Annotated in this window: 18 protein-coding genes and 1 tRNA gene; 18 read left to right on the top strand and 1 reads right to left on the bottom strand. The window is 61.8% G+C overall.

What is annotated here, in order from left to right:
* Nucleotides 1-7: 7 nt before the first annotated feature.
* From fdxH to VX159_RS16265, 14 genes are all read left to right on the top strand, one after another.
* Entirely contained in the window at nt 8-904 is an 897-nt protein-coding gene (fdxH, locus tag VX159_RS16330; protein ID WP_371323932.1) for a formate dehydrogenase subunit beta, read from the top strand.
* On the top strand, nt 901-1,521 hold the full coding sequence (locus VX159_RS16325) for a formate dehydrogenase subunit gamma (RefSeq protein ID WP_371323931.1): 621 nt from the start codon (nt 901-903) through the stop codon (nt 1,519-1,521). Before fdxH ends, VX159_RS16325 begins: the two co-directional genes overlap by 4 nt.
* A 196-nt stretch (nt 1,522-1,717) precedes the next feature.
* The gene (gene fdhE, locus VX159_RS16320; protein ID WP_371323930.1) at nt 1,718-2,644 is read left to right on the top strand and encodes a formate dehydrogenase accessory protein FdhE; all 927 of its coding nucleotides are present in this window, start codon (nt 1,718-1,720) and stop codon (nt 2,642-2,644) included.
* A gap of 66 nt (nt 2,645-2,710) precedes the next feature.
* On the top strand, nt 2,711-4,108 hold the full coding sequence (selA, locus tag VX159_RS16315; protein ID WP_371323929.1) for an L-seryl-tRNA(Sec) selenium transferase: 1,398 nt from the start codon (nt 2,711-2,713) through the stop codon (nt 4,106-4,108).
* A 123-nt stretch (nt 4,109-4,231) separates the two neighbouring features.
* Complete coding sequence (locus tag VX159_RS16310; RefSeq protein WP_371323928.1) at nt 4,232-5,566, top strand: FAD-dependent oxidoreductase; 1,335 nt, start codon at nt 4,232-4,234, stop codon at nt 5,564-5,566.
* A gap of 71 nt (nt 5,567-5,637) precedes the next feature.
* The gene (locus tag VX159_RS16305) at nt 5,638-5,961 is read left to right on the top strand and encodes a YnfA family protein (RefSeq protein ID WP_371323927.1); all 324 of its coding nucleotides are present in this window, start codon (nt 5,638-5,640) and stop codon (nt 5,959-5,961) included.
* Between the two features lie 24 nt (nt 5,962-5,985).
* The gene (locus tag VX159_RS16300) at nt 5,986-6,546 is read left to right on the top strand and encodes a flavodoxin family protein (protein ID WP_371323926.1); all 561 of its coding nucleotides are present in this window, start codon (nt 5,986-5,988) and stop codon (nt 6,544-6,546) included.
* A 33-nt stretch (nt 6,547-6,579) separates the two neighbouring features.
* Nucleotides 6,580-6,855: a type II toxin-antitoxin system ParD family antitoxin gene (locus VX159_RS16295; protein WP_371323925.1), complete on the top strand. Its 276-nt coding sequence runs from the start codon at nt 6,580-6,582 to the stop codon at nt 6,853-6,855.
* On the top strand, nt 6,852-7,157 hold the full coding sequence (locus tag VX159_RS16290; protein ID WP_371323924.1) for a type II toxin-antitoxin system RelE/ParE family toxin: 306 nt from the start codon (nt 6,852-6,854) through the stop codon (nt 7,155-7,157). The genes VX159_RS16295 and VX159_RS16290 overlap by 4 nt, the downstream gene beginning before the upstream one ends.
* Nucleotides 7,158-7,168: 11 nt before the next feature.
* Nucleotides 7,169-9,067, top strand: coding sequence for a selenocysteine-specific translation elongation factor (gene selB, locus VX159_RS16285; protein ID WP_371323923.1), 1,899 nt, complete (start codon nt 7,169-7,171; stop codon nt 9,065-9,067).
* Between the two features lie 19 nt (nt 9,068-9,086).
* Nucleotides 9,087-9,182, top strand: a tRNA-Sec gene (locus VX159_RS16280).
* A gap of 91 nt (nt 9,183-9,273) precedes the next feature.
* A complete protein-coding gene (locus VX159_RS16275; protein ID WP_371323922.1) occupies nt 9,274-9,708 on the top strand; it encodes a glycine cleavage system protein H in 435 nt (144 codons plus the stop codon).
* Complete coding sequence (locus VX159_RS16270) at nt 9,701-10,087, top strand: DsrE family protein (protein WP_371323921.1); 387 nt, start codon at nt 9,701-9,703, stop codon at nt 10,085-10,087. The genes VX159_RS16275 and VX159_RS16270 overlap by 8 nt, the downstream gene beginning before the upstream one ends.
* Nucleotides 10,088-10,316: 229 nt before the next feature.
* Nucleotides 10,317-10,499 carry a hypothetical protein gene (locus VX159_RS16265; protein ID WP_371323920.1) on the top strand — a complete coding sequence of 61 codons (183 nt, stop codon included), beginning with the start codon at nt 10,317-10,319 and terminating at the stop codon, nt 10,497-10,499.
* 109 nt (nt 10,500-10,608) lie between these two features.
* On the opposite strand, the gene VX159_RS16260 is transcribed toward VX159_RS16265, so the two are convergent.
* Nucleotides 10,609-11,109 carry a hypothetical protein gene (locus tag VX159_RS16260; RefSeq protein ID WP_371323919.1) on the bottom strand — a complete coding sequence of 167 codons (501 nt, stop codon included), beginning with the start codon at nt 11,107-11,109 and terminating at the stop codon, nt 10,609-10,611.
* Between the two features lie 89 nt (nt 11,110-11,198).
* On the opposite strand from VX159_RS16260, the gene VX159_RS16255 reads away from it, so the two are divergent.
* From VX159_RS16255 to VX159_RS16240, 4 genes are all read left to right on the top strand, one after another.
* Complete coding sequence (locus tag VX159_RS16255; protein ID WP_371323918.1) at nt 11,199-11,591, top strand: rhodanese-like domain-containing protein; 393 nt, start codon at nt 11,199-11,201, stop codon at nt 11,589-11,591.
* Nucleotides 11,592-11,966: 375 nt separating this feature from the next.
* Nucleotides 11,967-13,112: an OmpA family protein gene (locus VX159_RS16250; protein WP_371323917.1), complete on the top strand. Its 1,146-nt coding sequence runs from the start codon at nt 11,967-11,969 to the stop codon at nt 13,110-13,112.
* Between the two features lie 98 nt (nt 13,113-13,210).
* Nucleotides 13,211-13,762, top strand: coding sequence for a hypothetical protein (locus VX159_RS16245; protein WP_371323916.1), 552 nt, complete (start codon nt 13,211-13,213; stop codon nt 13,760-13,762).
* Nucleotides 13,763-13,866: 104 nt separating this feature from the next.
* Nucleotides 13,867-14,367, top strand: coding sequence for a GIY-YIG nuclease family protein (locus tag VX159_RS16240; RefSeq protein ID WP_371323915.1), 501 nt, complete (start codon nt 13,867-13,869; stop codon nt 14,365-14,367).
* The last annotated feature ends 127 nt before the right edge of the window (nt 14,368-14,494 follow it).

Raw genomic sequence — 14,494 nt, 5'->3', positions numbered from 1 at the left:
AGCTGATATGGCACTGCAATCGCTAGACATCAAACAGCGCTCCGCGACCACCACGCCGTCCACGCAAGTGCGGCAGACGGTCGAGATCGCCAAGCTCATCGACGTATCCGCCTGTATCGGCTGCAAGGCCTGTCAGGTGGCGTGTTCGGAGTGGAACGACATCCGCGACGAAGTCGGCAACTGCCACGGGGTGTACGACAATCCGATGGACCTGTCGGCCAAGTCGTGGACGGTCATGCGCTACACCGAGGTCGAACAGAACAACAAGCTGGAATGGCTGATCCGCAAGGATGGCTGCATGCACTGTTCCGACCCCGGTTGCCTCAAGGCCTGTCCGGCCCCCGGCGCGATCATCCAGTACAGTAACGGCATCGTCGATTTTCATCAGGAAAACTGCATCGGCTGTGGCTACTGCGTTACCGGCTGTCCGTTCAACGTCCCGCGCATCTCCAAGGAAGACAGCAAGGCCTACAAGTGCTCGCTGTGTTCCGACCGTGTGGCCGTCAACCAGGCTCCGGCCTGTGCCAAGGCTTGCCCGACCGGGGCGATCCAGTTCGGTTCCAAGGAGGACATGAAGGACTACGCCGCCAAGCGTGTCGATGACCTCAAGGAGCGTGGCTACGAGCAGGCGGGGCTGTACGACCCGCAAGGCGTTGGCGGCACGCACGTGATGTACGTGCTGCACCACGCCGACAAGCCGGATCTGTATGCCGGCCTGCCGGCCAATCCGTCGATCAGCCCGCTGGTCTCGCTGTGGAAGGGCTTCACCAAGCCGCTCGCTACCCTGGCCCTGGCCGGTGTCGCGCTCGGCAGCCTGTTCCACTACGTGACCAAGGGTCCGAACGAGGTCTCGAAGGAGATCGAGAACGAGATCGAGGCGGAAGACAAGGAGGAAGCAAAATGATCCGCGATCCGAAAGACCTCAAGCGTTACGAGCCCAAGGAACGGGCCAACCACTGGGTCGTGGGCATCAGCTTCATTCTGCTCGCGCTCTCCGGTCTGGCCTTCTTCCATCCGGCCTTCTTCCCGCTGACCCAGCTGTTCGGCGGCCCGACCTGGGCCCGCATCATCCACCCCTACCTCGGGGTGCTGATGGCGGTCTCCTTCCTCGGGCTGTACATCCGCTTCAAGCATCTGAACAAGATGACCCCGGCGGACAAGGAATGGCTGGCCAAGGCGAAGAACATGGTCGATGGCAACGACCACGACATGCCGGAACAGGGCAAGTACAACGGCGGCCAGAAAGTCATGTTCTGGGCGCTCGCCGTGTGCATGCTGCTGATGACGGTCTCCGGCCTGTTCATCTGGCGCGCCTGGTTCGGCTTCGACATCACCCTGGTTCGCCTCGGTGCCGTCGTCCATGCTGCGGCCGGTGCGGTGATGATTGCCCTGATCATGGTGCACGTCTATGCCGCGATCTGGGTCAAGGGCACCATCCGCGCCATGTGGTACGGCACGGTGACCCGTGCCTGGGCCAAGCAGCACCATCGTGGCTGGTATCGCCAGATGACTGGCAAGTAAAAGGCGAGGGCGGTGGCGATTGGTGTTTTTGTCCGGTCGCCGCTTCCTTCTCCGGCCACACTGATTTACCTTGCGCTTGGGGGGCCGGGCGGTGTCCTGACCGTGGCCCCCATTTTTTAACGCCAGTTTCTGGTGCTCAGGGTGTGCTTCCAAGCGCACCCTGAGCACGAGCAACTCACCTCTAACCAAGAATCCCATGCAAGCTCAACCCATCAATTTCCAGGCGCCGAGCGAAGAGGCCGCGTCCATCCTGTTGCCGGTGACCAGCACTTTGTTTGCCGACCGGGCCGCACGTTTTGCCAGTCTGGCCGAAGGCAGCAGCCTCGGTGACTGGCTGGCTTTTCTCGGGCAGTTGAGCCGGGCGCAGCAAAATGCGCTGCCGCTGGCGTCGACCGTGGTTTTGCCGACACCCGAGCAATTGGCCCTGGCCCGCGAACATGCGATGCCGCCGCTCGATCCTGGTATCCGCCCGGCCGAATGGCGGGCCGTGCTGCGCCAGCTGGTCGGCGAACTGGCCACGATCACGCCTCTGCCGCCCAGCAATGTGGCGCAGGCGCTGGCTGCCTTGCAAGCCACCGATGACGAGCGTCTGGAGGCGCTCGCCGAGCAATTGCTGAGCGGCGAGCCGAGCGTCGCCGATGCGGCCCAGCTGCCCTTCGTCGCTGCTGCCTTGCAGGTGGTATACACCCGGCTGGCCAGCCTGCTCGATACCGCCTCGGTACAGAAACTCGACTACCACAACGTCTGCCCCTGCTGCGGCAGTCCGGCGGTCGCCAGCGTGGTGCGCCTCGGCAGCGCGATCAACAACCTGCGCTATCTGCATTGCAGTCTGTGCAACAGCGAATGGAATGTGCCGCGCGCGGTATGCACCAGTTGCGACAGCGACAAGGAGGTCGCATTGCAGGAGCTGGGCGGCAGCAATGACCCGAAAGTCCAGGCGGTGCGCGGCGAAACCTGCGATAGCTGCAAGAGCTACCTGAAAATCGTCTATCAGGAAAAAGACCCGCTGGTCGATCCGGTGGCCGATGATCTGGCGACGCTGGCGCTCGACGTGCTGCTCGACGAGGCCGGCTATCAGCGGGCTGGTCCCAACCTGTTGTTGATTGGCGCCCACCAGGGCTGAGCTTCCTTTTCTCTGCTGTTTTTCTCCTGCTTCCCTCCTGTTTTCTGCCCGGTCCGGGTGAATTCCATGAATCAAAAAAGACATCTTCCTGCGGTCGACCGTGTGCTCGGCCAACTTTCCGAGCTGATCGACGTGCACGGCCGGCAACTGGTGACCGGCTGCGTCCGCGCCGAACTCGCCGCTGCCCGCGAAGGGCTCAAGCACGGCTTGCCGCTGCCCGAGGAGGCGGCTCTGCTTGCCGCGATCCGTCGCCGTGCCGACGAGCTCGGTCGGGCCAATCTGCGCCCGGTGTTCAACCTCACCGGCACTGTGCTGCACACCAATCTCGGCCGCGCACTGCTGGCCGAAGAGGCGATTGCGGCAATGGTCGCGGCGGCGCGGGCGCCTTGTGCGCTCGAATACGACCTGGAAACCGGAGGTCGCGGCGACCGCGACGATCTGGTTTCCGGCCTGCTCGCCGAGCTGATCGCCGACGGCGATCCGAACATCGCTGCGACCATCGTCAATAACAACGCTGCCGCCGTGCTGCTGACGCTGAATGCGCTGGCTCAGGGCAAGGAGGCAGTGGTCTCGCGCGGCGAACTGGTCGAGATCGGCGGCGCCTTCCGCGTGCCTGACGTGATGCGTCGGGCGCAGGTCAAGCTGGTCGAGATCGGCACCACCAACCGCACCCACGACAAGGACTACGCCGAAGCGATTGGCCCGAAGACCGCACTGCTGATGAAGGTGCATACCAGCAATTACGCGGTGGTTGGTTTTACCAAAGCGGTTGAGGAAAAGGCGATTGCCGGGATCGCGCACGCCGCCGGCCTGCCTTTTGTCGTCGATCTCGGCAGCGGCACGCTGTGCGACTTCGCCGCCCGTGGCCTGCCGGCCGAGCCGACGCCGCAGCAGGCGCTGGCAGCGGGGGCGGACATCGTCACCTTCTCCGGCGACAAGCTGCTCGGCGGGCCGCAGGCCGGGCTGATCGTCGGACGCAAGGACTTGATCGCGAAGATCAAGAAAAACCCGTTGAAGCGCGCCCTGCGCGTTGGCAAGACCACGCTGGCGGCGCTGGAAGCGACGCTGCGCCTGTACCGCGACCCGGACCGGCTGGCTGAACGCCTGCCGACGCTGCGCCTGCTGACCCGCCCGGCCGAGGAGATCGCGGCGCTCGGCGGCCGCCTGCAGCCGGCGGTGCAAGCGGCGCTGGGTGCTCTGGCGACGGTCAGTGTGGAAGCCTGCAGCAGCCAGATCGGCAGCGGTGCGCTGCCGGTCGAACGCCTGCCGTCGGCGGCGCTGGTCATCCGCCCAAGCGCGAAAAAACCGGGAAAAACGCTGTTGACCGTGGAAGCCGCGTTCCGCCGCCTGCCGCAGCCGGTGATCGGCTATATCCGCGACGATGCGTATCATCTCGACCTGCGCTGTCTGGACCACTGCGACGAAGCCCGCTTCGTCGCCCAGCTCGCCGATTTGCAGTTTTAAGCGGCCTTGCCGGCGGTCTGCGTACCGCCTTGTGCCGTTCCCCAGGCCCGTCGGAGATCTTCCGACGGGTATGTATAAGTCCGGACGACTCCGCGTCCGGGCGGTTCATCAATGGAGACAACCATGACGATCAACCGTCGCCAGTTTCTTGCCGCCAGCGCGGCCCTCGGGGTTGGCAGCGCCATCGCGCAGCCAACCAGTCCGCTGCCTTTCCTGATCAATATGCAATCCGCGCCGCTGTTGCCCAAGGCTGCCGGCAAACGGGTGGTGATTTGCGGTGGCGGCTGGGGCGGGGTCACCGCCGCCAAGCATCTGCGCCTGCTCGATCCCAGCCTCGATGTGGTGCTGCTCGAACGCAATCCGGTGTTCTTCTCGTGCCCGATGAGCAACAAGTGGCTGGTCGACGTGGTCGATGCCCAGTTCCTCACCCACAGCTACCTGCCGGTGGCGCAAAAGTATGGCTACACCTACGTCCAGACCGAAGTCACCGCCTTCGAGCGCGACAAGAAGCGGGTGATCACTGCTCAGGGCTGGGTCGATTACGACTACCTGATCATCGGCGCCGGCATCCGCTACAACTACGAAACCTGGTTCGGCAACGACCGCAAGGCCGCCGACTACACCAAGGCGATGTTCCCGGCCGCCTATATACCGAACGCCGAGCATTTCCGCCTCAAGCAGAGCATCCAGAACTTCGAGGGCGGCGACCTGGTGATGACCCTGCCGCCGCCGCCGCACCGCTGCCCGCCGTCGCCTTACGAGCGCGCCTGTCTGATCGCCGATTTGTTCAAGCGGCGCAAGGTCAAGGGCAAGATCACCATTCTCGACCCCAAACCGAGCCCGGCGCCGATTACCGGCGGCTTCAAGGAAGCCTTCGAGAATCTGTACAAGGACCAGATCGTTTACGTGCCCAAGGCGACGATTCAGGAAGTCGATCCCTTCAACAAGAAGATCAAGACCGCTGCTGGTGATTTCCGCTTCGATCATTCGATCCTGATGGCGCCGCACCAGGCTGGCGATATGGCGTGGAAGGCCGGGGTGATCGGCAAGAATGCCGAGGGCAAGCCGACCGGCTGGGCCGGTGTCGATCCCTTCTTCCTCAACCTCAAGGACGACCCGGACACTTACGTGATCGGCGACGCGGTCGGCGTGGTCTCGCCGCTGTTCAACTTCTACCCCAAGGCCGGCCACGTCGCCAACGCGCACGCGCGCATCGTCGCCAAGTACATTGCCGAGCGGGTCAAGGGCCGCGAGCCGAAGTACGCGCTGCCCGACAACCTCTGTTTCATGATGGTCAACACCGAGCCGCGCGAGGACATCGCGGTGCGCTTCAAGTACTGGGTCAACGACAAGGGCCTGATCGTGCAGGACCAGGACGACGACAACCTGCGCCGCGACGAACTGGTGACCGAGGACTTCCAGTGGTACGGCCGGATGGTCGAGGACATGTTCGGCTGAGGCCGGTAAACTGCGTGGCGGCCGGGCGCCTTCAGCCTTGCCGCCGGTTTCGGGAGCCCCGTTTGGAGTTTTTGCGTTACGTCCTGTTGTTTGCGCTGACGGCGGTTGCCGAGATCGTCGGCTGCTACCTGCCGTGGCTGGTGCTCAGGCAGGGCCGTAGCGCCTGGCTGTTGTTGCCGGCCGGGCTGGCGCTGGCCTTGTTCGCCTGGCTGCTGACCCTGCACCCGAGCGCCGCCGGCCGCACCTACGCGGCTTACGGCGGGATGTACATCGCCGTCGCGCTGGCCTGGCTGCACTTTGTCGATGGCCTGCCGCTGAGCCGTTGGGACCTTGCCGGCGCCGCCGTGGCGCTGTGCGGGATGGCGATCATCGCGCTGCAACCGGCCACCTCCTGACCTCTTTTTTGAATGAGCCTGCCCATGTCGCATTTCCTCTTCCTCAACGCCTCCACCCGCGAACCTGGCCACGTCGGCAACAGCGAAACCCTAGCCCGGCAGGCTGCCGCCGCGCTACCGGCGGGCAGCGCGCAGACCTGGCTCAAGCTCGCCGAGCTCGAGCTGCCGCCCTTCGTCGACCTGCGCCACACCGCCGGCAGCTACCCGCTGCCCGAAGGCGACCTGAAAACCCTGCTTGACGCAACGCTGGCGGCGACTGACCTGGTCTTCGTCTCGCCGGTCTATTGGTTCTCGATCCCGTCGCCGGCCAAGACCTACCTCGACCACTGGAGCGCCTGGCTGCGCGTGCCCGGCGTCGACTTCAAGGAAAAGATGGCCGGCAAGCGGCTGTGGGTGATCGCCACCAGCGGCAACCGCGAGCGCGCGCAACCGATGTTCGACAGCTACCGCCTGTGCGCCGAGTTCCTCGGCATGCAGTTCATGCCACCGCTGTGGGGTAAAGGCGGGGCGCCGGGGGCGGTGCTGGACGATGGCGAGGCGCTGGCGGCGGCACAAGCCTATTTTGGCGAACCGGCACTGGCATAGAATGTCAAATACTGACATCTGAAGGAGTCTGCCATGTCGCTCAACGTTTCCTTGCCGCCTGAACTGGAAAAGCGCGTGCGTCAGCACGTCGAGTCCGGCCTCTACAGTTCGGCGAGTGAAGTCATCCGTGAAGCCTTGCGCCTGTTCGAGGCCTATCAGGGCGTGCAGGCGGCGAACCTGGTGGCGCTCAAGGCGGATATCGCTGCAGGTGTGGAGGATATGGCGGCTGGCCGGGTACGCGAACTCAATCTGGCGGAACTGAAGCAACGTGGCCGCGTCCTGTTGGCAGAAAGTGACGCCACCAAGTGAGTTCCCTGCGTTTTACGGCCAGCGCCGAAAACGACTTGCTGGAAGCCTGGCTGTATATCGCCGAGAAGAGTCCGGTGGCGGCGGATCGCCTGCTCGACCAGATCGCTGCCGAGGCGCAGGCCTTGCTCGCGCATCCTGCCCAAGGGCGGCGGCGCGATGAGCTGGCTTCCGGTTTGCGTAGTTGGCCGACCGCGACGGCCTATCTGCTGTATTACTTCATCGACGATACCGGCATCGTGGTTGCACGGGTCTTGCACCATGCGCGCGACGTGCCGGCTATCGAGTGCTGGCCAATCCAGTAAGTGAGAAAAGCATGATCGTCGGCACCGCCGGTCACATCGACCACGGCAAAACCACGCTGGTCAAAGCCCTGACCGGCATTGATTGCGACCGCCTGAAGGAAGAGAAGGCGCGCGGGATCACCGTTGATCTCGGTTACGCCTACACGCCGCTGGCTTCCGGCGAGACGCTCGGTTTCATCGACGTGCCGGGGCACGAGAAGCTGATCCACAACATGCTCGCCGGGGCGACCGGGATCGACTTCGCGCTGCTGGTGATCGCCGCCGACGACGGGCCGATGCCGCAGACCCGCGAGCATCTGGAGATTGTCGAGCTGCTCGGCATCCGCCAGGGGGCGGTGGCGCTGAGCAAATCCGATCTGGTCACGGTCGACCGGCTGGAACAGGCAAAAAGCGAGATTCGTGAGTTGCTTGCCGGCACCGCGCTGGCCGCTGCGCCGCTGTTTCCGGTGGCGGCCAGCGGCGGGCCGGAGGGGCAGGGCGTTCACGAATTGCGCGCGCATCTCGAAATGGCGGCGGATGCCTTGGGGCAGCAGGCGCCGGTCGGCGGCTTCCGGCTGGCGGTGGACCGCTGCTTTACCCTGAGTGGCGCCGGCACGGTGGTGACCGGCACCGCCTTTGCCGGCAGCGTGCAGGTCGGTGATCAACTGCTGCTTTCGCCGTCCGGGCAGCCGGTGCGGGTGCGCAGCCTGCGCGTGCAGGACCGGGCGGCAGAAGGCGGCCAGTCCGGGCAGCGGATTGCGCTGGCGCTGGCCGGCGTTGAAAAGGCCGAGGTCGCGCGCGGGATGTGGCTGCTGGCACCGGCCTTGCACGCGCCGACCCGGCGTTTCGATGCGCGGGTGCGGGTGCTGGCCGGGCAGGCGCCGCTCAAGCACTGGACGCAGGTGCATTGCCACCTCGGCGCCGAGGATGTGCCGGCGCGGGTGGCCTTGCTCGCCGGCGACGAAATCGCGCCGGGCGAAGAAAATTGGGTGCAAATCACGGTCGACCGTGAAATCGGCGCACTTTGCGGCGACCGCTTCATCCTCCGCGACGCCAGCGCCCGCCATACGCTGGGCGGTGGCGTGGTCCTCGACGCTGCGCCGCCCACGCGCAAGAAGCGCAGCCCGGAACGCCTGGCGCTGCTCGCGGCGCTGGCCGATCCCGACCCGGCGCGGGCCTTGCAGCTGGCCGCCGAACAGCAGCCGGCCGGGCTGGCGCTGAGCGCCTACGCGCAGAACCGCAACCTGTTGCCGGAGCGCTTGCAGGCCTTGTGCCGGCAACTGGGGCTGATCGTCGTCGGTGACAGCGCCTTTGCGCCGGCGGTGTGGCAGGGTTTGGCCGACAAGCTGCTCGCTGCGCTGGCTGCCGAGCACGAGCGGGCGCCCGACATGCCCGGCGTCGAGCGCGACCGCTTGCGCCGATTGACCTTGCCGACGCTGGCCCGGCCGGCCTTCGATGCCCTGCTGGCCGCGCCGCTGGCGGCTGGCTTGATCGCGCAGACCCATGCTTGGCTGCATTTGCCGGAACACCGAGTGCAATTGGCGGCGGCTGACCGCGAGTTGTGGGCAACCTTGCAGCCTTTGCTGGCGGCAACGCCCTACGGCCCACCGCGTGTGCGCGATGTAGCCAAGGCCACCGGCATCGGCGAGGAGACGGTGCGCGCCTTGTTCAAGCGGGTCGCACGCTTCGGCGAAGCTTACCCGGTGGCGCATGACCATTACTTCACCGCCGAGGCCGTTGCCGATCTGGCGCGCCGCGTTGCCGCGCTGAATGCTCGCGACGGTTGTGCCCGCGCTGCGCCCTTGCGCGATGAAATCGGTGGCGGGCGCAAAGTAGCCATCCATATCCTCGAATTCTTCGACCGCATCGGGTACACTCGCCGGGTTCGCGACACTCACGTGTTGCGCGGCTCGCCGGCGCAGTTCGGCTGATGCAGAGACCATCCATCATGGAAGAGATCGTTCCCCGGTGGGGCGGCCGGTCTTCAAAACCGGCAGGACCTGTCAGACAGGTTCGGGTAGGTTCGACTCCTGCTCTCTTCCGCCACTTTTCCCGTCCGACGTTTCACGTGAAACAGGCGGCACTTGCGAGTGCCTTTGCTGTTCCGGGCGCGGTTTTCCCTTAGAGGCCGATTGCGATGCCCCATCTCCCATTTTCCGGTGCGATTCCCGATGATCGTCTGTATTGCCCGCAGAGCGACATGTGGGTGCAGCCGCAGCCGGATGGCAGCCTGCGCATTGGCGCCACCGCCTTCGGTATCTTCCTTGCCGGCGAGATCATCGCCTTTACCAGCAAACCCAAGGGCGCCGAAGTGGCACGCGGACGCGGCATGGGCACGGTCGAATGCCGCAAGACGGTACTGGCGGTGCATGCGCCGGTCAGCTTCGTGCTGCTCGCTGGCAACGACGAGGCCGAGGAGCGGCCGCGTCTGGTCAATGACGACCCCTACGGCGCCGGCTGGATGGCGCAGGCACGGTCAACCGCCTGGGAAGACGAAAAAGACGGTTTGCTCGACGCTGCCGCCTATCGCGCCCATATCCTGAAAATCGAGCCGGAGGCCCGCTTTGTCTGAGCCGGCGCGCAGCCAACTGGCTTTCCTGATCTGGGCGGCGACCCCGGCGCACCCGGAACTGATCGCCACGCCCTTGGTGCATGCGCTGGCCGGGCGGGCGCTCGATGCCGAGGTTGAACTGCATTTCGCCGGCCCGGCGGTGCGCTGGCTGGTTGCCGGGGTGGCTGCAGCCGCCTATCCGGCAGCGGGCAGCGACAAGTCGATTGCCGCCTTCATCGCCGAGGCGCAGCAAGCCGGCGTCCGCTGCTACCTCTGCTCGATGGCGGCGGCGCAATGGATTGCCGCTGACGAAACGCTGCTGGCTGGCGTTCGCCATGCCGGGGCAACTGCCTTTGTCGCGCGCAGCCTCGACCCGGCTTGGAAAACCCAGGTTTTTTGAGTTCAGCTGCGCCGGCTGGCTCGGGCCTGGAAAAAATCTCGTGCCCAGGCAGGCGGCTCGCCGAGTCCCACGGCGCCCCGCTGCAGCGCCACCAAGCCGGTTTTGGCCCGGCTGTAATTATCAAAAATCAATAAAAAACAATGGCTTGATTGTGGAAAACCCGTATTGGCAAGGATTGCCGCAGCGCTAGACTGCGCGCCTGAATTCTTGTTTTTCCGGGTTTTTCATCATGAACGTCAAAGTGCATTACCGCATTACCCAGGACCGCGCCGGCCTGCCGCAGAACTTTTCCGGTGCCCGCCGCTTTCCGCAGATGGAAATGAGCTCGCTGATCGAGCTGGCCAAGTCCGAACTGGCCGCCGATTACCAGATCCCCGCCAGCGCGGTCGAAATCTCGATGATCGAGGACTGAGCGGGCGTCATCCTCCGCTACGCCTTGCCGCAGCCTGCGGCAGGGCAGGCGACCCCGCCACCCTGGGCGCCGCTTGCCAGCGCGCTCTCCGGGCGCGCTCGCCTTGCATTCAGCCCTTGCGCTCGACCCGCTTCGAGGTCTTTTTGACGCCGCCATCGGCGAGCGAGAAGTGCACGGCGAAGTAATGCTCCTCCGCCGGCAGCGGCGGTAATCCTTCGATCCGCCATTCCCAGATTTCCTCGCCAAGATTGGCGAAAACCTGTTTGCTGCCCGGGCCGCCGAGCAAGCGGGCAACGTCGTCCTTGCTCATGCCATCGCGGACGCGGGCATAGTTTTGCTCGTTCAGTACCTGTTCGACGCTGGCGACGATCTGGTCGCGGTTGAAGGCGATCATGTGGCAATGCACGCCATTGGGCTGGCGGTTGTACTCCCAGACGGCGGTACCGTCGTCGTTCCAATGCACCCGGCTGGGTTCGCCCATGCGGGCGCGCACTTCGGCCTGAGTGGTGATACCCGGGCGGATCTCCTGCAGATTGAAGCCATCGCAGGCAGGCAGCACCGCTGCGGCCAGGGCGGCGGTGGCGGTATTGATCCAGGCTGGTAATTTCATCGCGGGGCTCCTGCTGAAGAGGACATCAGTTTACGCCGGGTCGCTTGCTTTTCGCTAATATCGGCGCTTTCGAATTTTCCCATACGGTCATGCAACATCTTGATCCTGTCGCCGCCCATGCCTTTCTCCAGTCCGAGCCGCAGGCCGTTCTGGTCGATTGCCGTACTGAAATCGAGCACATGTACGTCGGTCATCCGCCCGGCGCCGAGCATGTCGCCTGGCAGGAAGCGCCGGATTGGGAAATCGACCCGGCCTTTGCCGCCAAGGTCGGGCGCTTGGTCGGCCACGACCTGAGCCGGCCGGTACTGCTGCTCTGCCGCAGCGGCCATCGCTCGGTGCTGGCCGGCGAAGCCCTCGAAGCCGCCGGCTTTACCCAGGTGATCAACGTTCTCGAAGGCTTCGAAGGCCCGCTCGACGAACAATTCCATCGCGGCACCCAGGGCGGCTGGCGCTTTCGCGGCCTGCCCTGGCAGCAGAGCTGAACGGCGGCTGGCTCTGCTGCCGAGGTTCGAGCGAATTGAGCCCCCGATCTCGGCGGAAGTGAGTTGCTAATATTGGCGTTGGGTGTAGAGGAAAGAGGTGCTTGCCGGCCAGAAGCCGATTGACCGTGTTGTCCTAAAGCAGCCATATAATGCCGATGGCACGATGGCGTGCGTGCAGGGTTTGGCGGAATGTTGGGTATCAGATTCAGGCCGATAGCATCCGTAAATTTGATGAAAAACAACGGAGTGCACCAGTGCAGGCTGAGAATTTTCCGGTTGCTAGTCTGAGAAACCCTGCAAAATTGAAGTTCAATTTACGTTGGGCGTAACAGTGCCTCCCCTGCATCTCGTACTAATCTCGCGACCGTAGCGACAATGAGTGATCTCTCAAAACTAGTAACCGCAGCACTCCTTTCTGGATCAATATACTTTCTGATCTGGCTGCTGTTCCGCATTAATCGGCACAGAAAATTCAAGCGGATTAAGGCTATTCATGCAAAGGAGCGCCTGGATCGAGCAGACTTTCACTCAAGTATTTTTCTCATACCCAGTAAGTCCCACCGGCAATCGCTCCGCCGTTATGAAATGCGACGGATCGCTGAATGGGAGGCCCAAAACGGCCTGCTGTCGGACAATCTAGCCCTCAGTCAACTTGAAGAATCTTACTGGACTACTGGTGCTGCAATTCAGGGAGCATCAGCGGTAGGCACTGCTGTTCTTGTTGGTATGTTGGTTTGGGGCCCTCATCGGTTTTCCCGCATTGACGTCGAGAGTGCTCCAGCACATGCCATAAGTAGCTTTGACCAATCGACCAGTTACATCGGGTTTCTACAAAGCACAGTTCCATTCTTGGTAATCGCAGCAGTTATGGGTGCGCTAATTGTGGGAACCTCAAGGCGAATCGGCGGGAAAGCCGCCGGAGGTATACTACTGTGTGGAAGTGTCGCCATCATCGGCAAAGTAACATTTGATGTTCGTGAACTTTCGCTCATCAAGATAGATAAGCCATCTGTTCATCTTGAGGCAAACGCCGACGTTAAAATTTCCGAGAAGAAAACGGAATCGCATATCGAACAGACTTTGGACTTTGAACAATCCGAAATCATCCTTCCATCATTCAACGTTGCATCACACGTACTTACACCTGCAATCCGATGTCACATTGATCGGCTTTTACCAATTCTTAAGCGCGATAGCGGTGACATAGTCGATATCACTGTAATCAGTAGCGCTGATCGCCGCGATTTACTGCCCAGCGCAAAACGAATGTACTCAAGCAACTGGGGGCTTGCCCGAAAAAGAGCTGATTCCATTTTCGATTCGCTTTTGAATGATGGCATTCCAAGCAATAAGCTGCATTCGCAGAGCATTGGCCCATCTCACACGAGTACTTCTGTCGGAGAAACTGAATTAGGCCTTGATCGTCGCACGACTATTAGAGTGCGTTCAAGAACTTCTTCGACAATTAGAGAAATACTTAATGTGAGTGATAAATCTGCAAACATATGCCGAAAGCATTAGTGACGCCCAGCCCCGCGGTCACTCGGACCTGCCGCAAAGAGCGCAGCAGGGCGGTTACCTTGAACGTTGGGCCTCTTATTCCGCAGCTCTCTGAAGCCATGAACAACTTGCCAATCTATGTCATTGAAGTGACCTCTCAAGGAGAAAACCGTATTCGGTTTTTGAAACAAGATGAGGCGGCTTCTCTTCGTGAGATGGAACTGGATGCGTTTATTTTTTGGCGGTTCAGTGGAAAGCGGCGTTTCTGGGTGTGTACCTATTCGGAAGCTGATCTAAAGCGCTATCACCTTCGTACCACTGGTTTTGTTGCGCGTGGCGATGGGCGTTTTGAAGAATACGAAGATGGTTTCGAGCGAGCCGATGACCTCGTTCGTGAATTTGGGTCGTTTTGCTATTTCCTTCCTGAATATTCGTGGGGGTCGAATGGTTGCGAACTGCTTTCGCCAAAGAGCAATCTCTCAAACATCATTCCAACCGGTTTTGCCACTCTCGTAACGAGTGATCTTTCTGCTTTGGCGGTCACCTCAAACGTAAGCGCATTTCTGTACGGGTATGTCGAGGTAGCAAATGGCATTGGTAGTGCAGAACTGAAGGCTAAGGCGATTGCTATGGGCCTAATCGACGCAAACGGCGAATTGCGCCCGTATTAATAAAGCCATGTTTTGCCGAGACCTAATCCATTATCCCACCGGACCTGTGCGAAAAGCCGCGAAGTCCGGTGAATTCCAACATTAAGGCTATCAGGAACGCCGTCATGCCTGTTTACTTCATCGCTGAAAATGAAAATGATGATCACAGCTCATTGCGCGTAAAAATTGGGCGCACCAAAGATTTACAGGTTCGGTTACGCGCCTTGCGGACAGGTAGCCCGTACGACCTCAAGCTCATGGGCTGGATTGAAAGTGACGACGATAAACAACTAGAGCTTGCACTACATGAGCGATATACAGATCAACGCATCCATCTCGAGTGGTTCTACCTCCAGCCTGAAGACGTACTTGCCGAGCTAAAGTCACATGGCATTTACTCGTATATCTCTATCGAAAAAAATACGTTCGAGATCATGTCTCGTGACAAAGACGGAGTGCCCGAATACTACGGCGCATGGAAGTGGGCGGACGTCGACGATTCAGAGTTTTGCCCAAAATGCGGATGTAGCTGTGGGCTTCAGTACAACGAAAACTACGGAAGTGAGCGCTGTTTGAAATGCGGGATCATTTATGAATACGCAGAGGAGCCGAGAGAAGAGCCCTGATCCTGCGTTTGAGGCGCTTGTTCTCCCAGTAGGCGAATTTCCGCAAAGGGTCGGTAGCCACCTTAAGGCTGTCAGCATTTAACCGCTAGAGGCTGCATCCCCGCAGCCCAGCGGATCATGTTTTCTG

Source organism: Dechloromonas sp. ZY10 (genome assembly GCF_041378895.1).
GTDB lineage: Bacteria > Pseudomonadota > Gammaproteobacteria > Burkholderiales > Rhodocyclaceae > Azonexus > Azonexus aquae.
The sequence above is the reverse complement of the archived record's forward strand: the minus strand, read 5'-3'. Positions and strand labels throughout refer to the sequence as shown.

Coding starts and splice junctions, on each gene's coding strand:
- fdxH (WP_371323932.1), top strand. CDS start 8: ATGGCACTGCAATCGCTAGACATCAAACAGCGCTCCGCGACCACCACG.
- VX159_RS16325 (WP_371323931.1), top strand. CDS start 901: ATGATCCGCGATCCGAAAGACCTCAAGCGTTACGAGCCCAAGGAACGG.
- fdhE (WP_371323930.1), top strand. CDS start 1,718: ATGCAAGCTCAACCCATCAATTTCCAGGCGCCGAGCGAAGAGGCCGCG.
- selA (WP_371323929.1), top strand. CDS start 2,711: ATGAATCAAAAAAGACATCTTCCTGCGGTCGACCGTGTGCTCGGCCAA.
- VX159_RS16310 (WP_371323928.1), top strand. CDS start 4,232: ATGACGATCAACCGTCGCCAGTTTCTTGCCGCCAGCGCGGCCCTCGGG.
- VX159_RS16300 (WP_371323926.1), top strand. CDS start 5,986: ATGTCGCATTTCCTCTTCCTCAACGCCTCCACCCGCGAACCTGGCCAC.
- VX159_RS16295 (WP_371323925.1), top strand. CDS start 6,580: ATGTCGCTCAACGTTTCCTTGCCGCCTGAACTGGAAAAGCGCGTGCGT.
- selB (WP_371323923.1), top strand. CDS start 7,169: ATGATCGTCGGCACCGCCGGTCACATCGACCACGGCAAAACCACGCTG.
- VX159_RS16275 (WP_371323922.1), top strand. CDS start 9,274: ATGCCCCATCTCCCATTTTCCGGTGCGATTCCCGATGATCGTCTGTAT.
- VX159_RS16265 (WP_371323920.1), top strand. CDS start 10,317: ATGAACGTCAAAGTGCATTACCGCATTACCCAGGACCGCGCCGGCCTG.
- VX159_RS16260 (WP_371323919.1), bottom strand. CDS start 11,109: ATGAAATTACCAGCCTGGATCAATACCGCCACCGCCGCCCTGGCCGCA.
- VX159_RS16255 (WP_371323918.1), top strand. CDS start 11,199: ATGCAACATCTTGATCCTGTCGCCGCCCATGCCTTTCTCCAGTCCGAG.
- VX159_RS16250 (WP_371323917.1), top strand. CDS start 11,967: ATGAGTGATCTCTCAAAACTAGTAACCGCAGCACTCCTTTCTGGATCA.
- VX159_RS16245 (WP_371323916.1), top strand. CDS start 13,211: ATGAACAACTTGCCAATCTATGTCATTGAAGTGACCTCTCAAGGAGAA.
- VX159_RS16240 (WP_371323915.1), top strand. CDS start 13,867: ATGCCTGTTTACTTCATCGCTGAAAATGAAAATGATGATCACAGCTCA.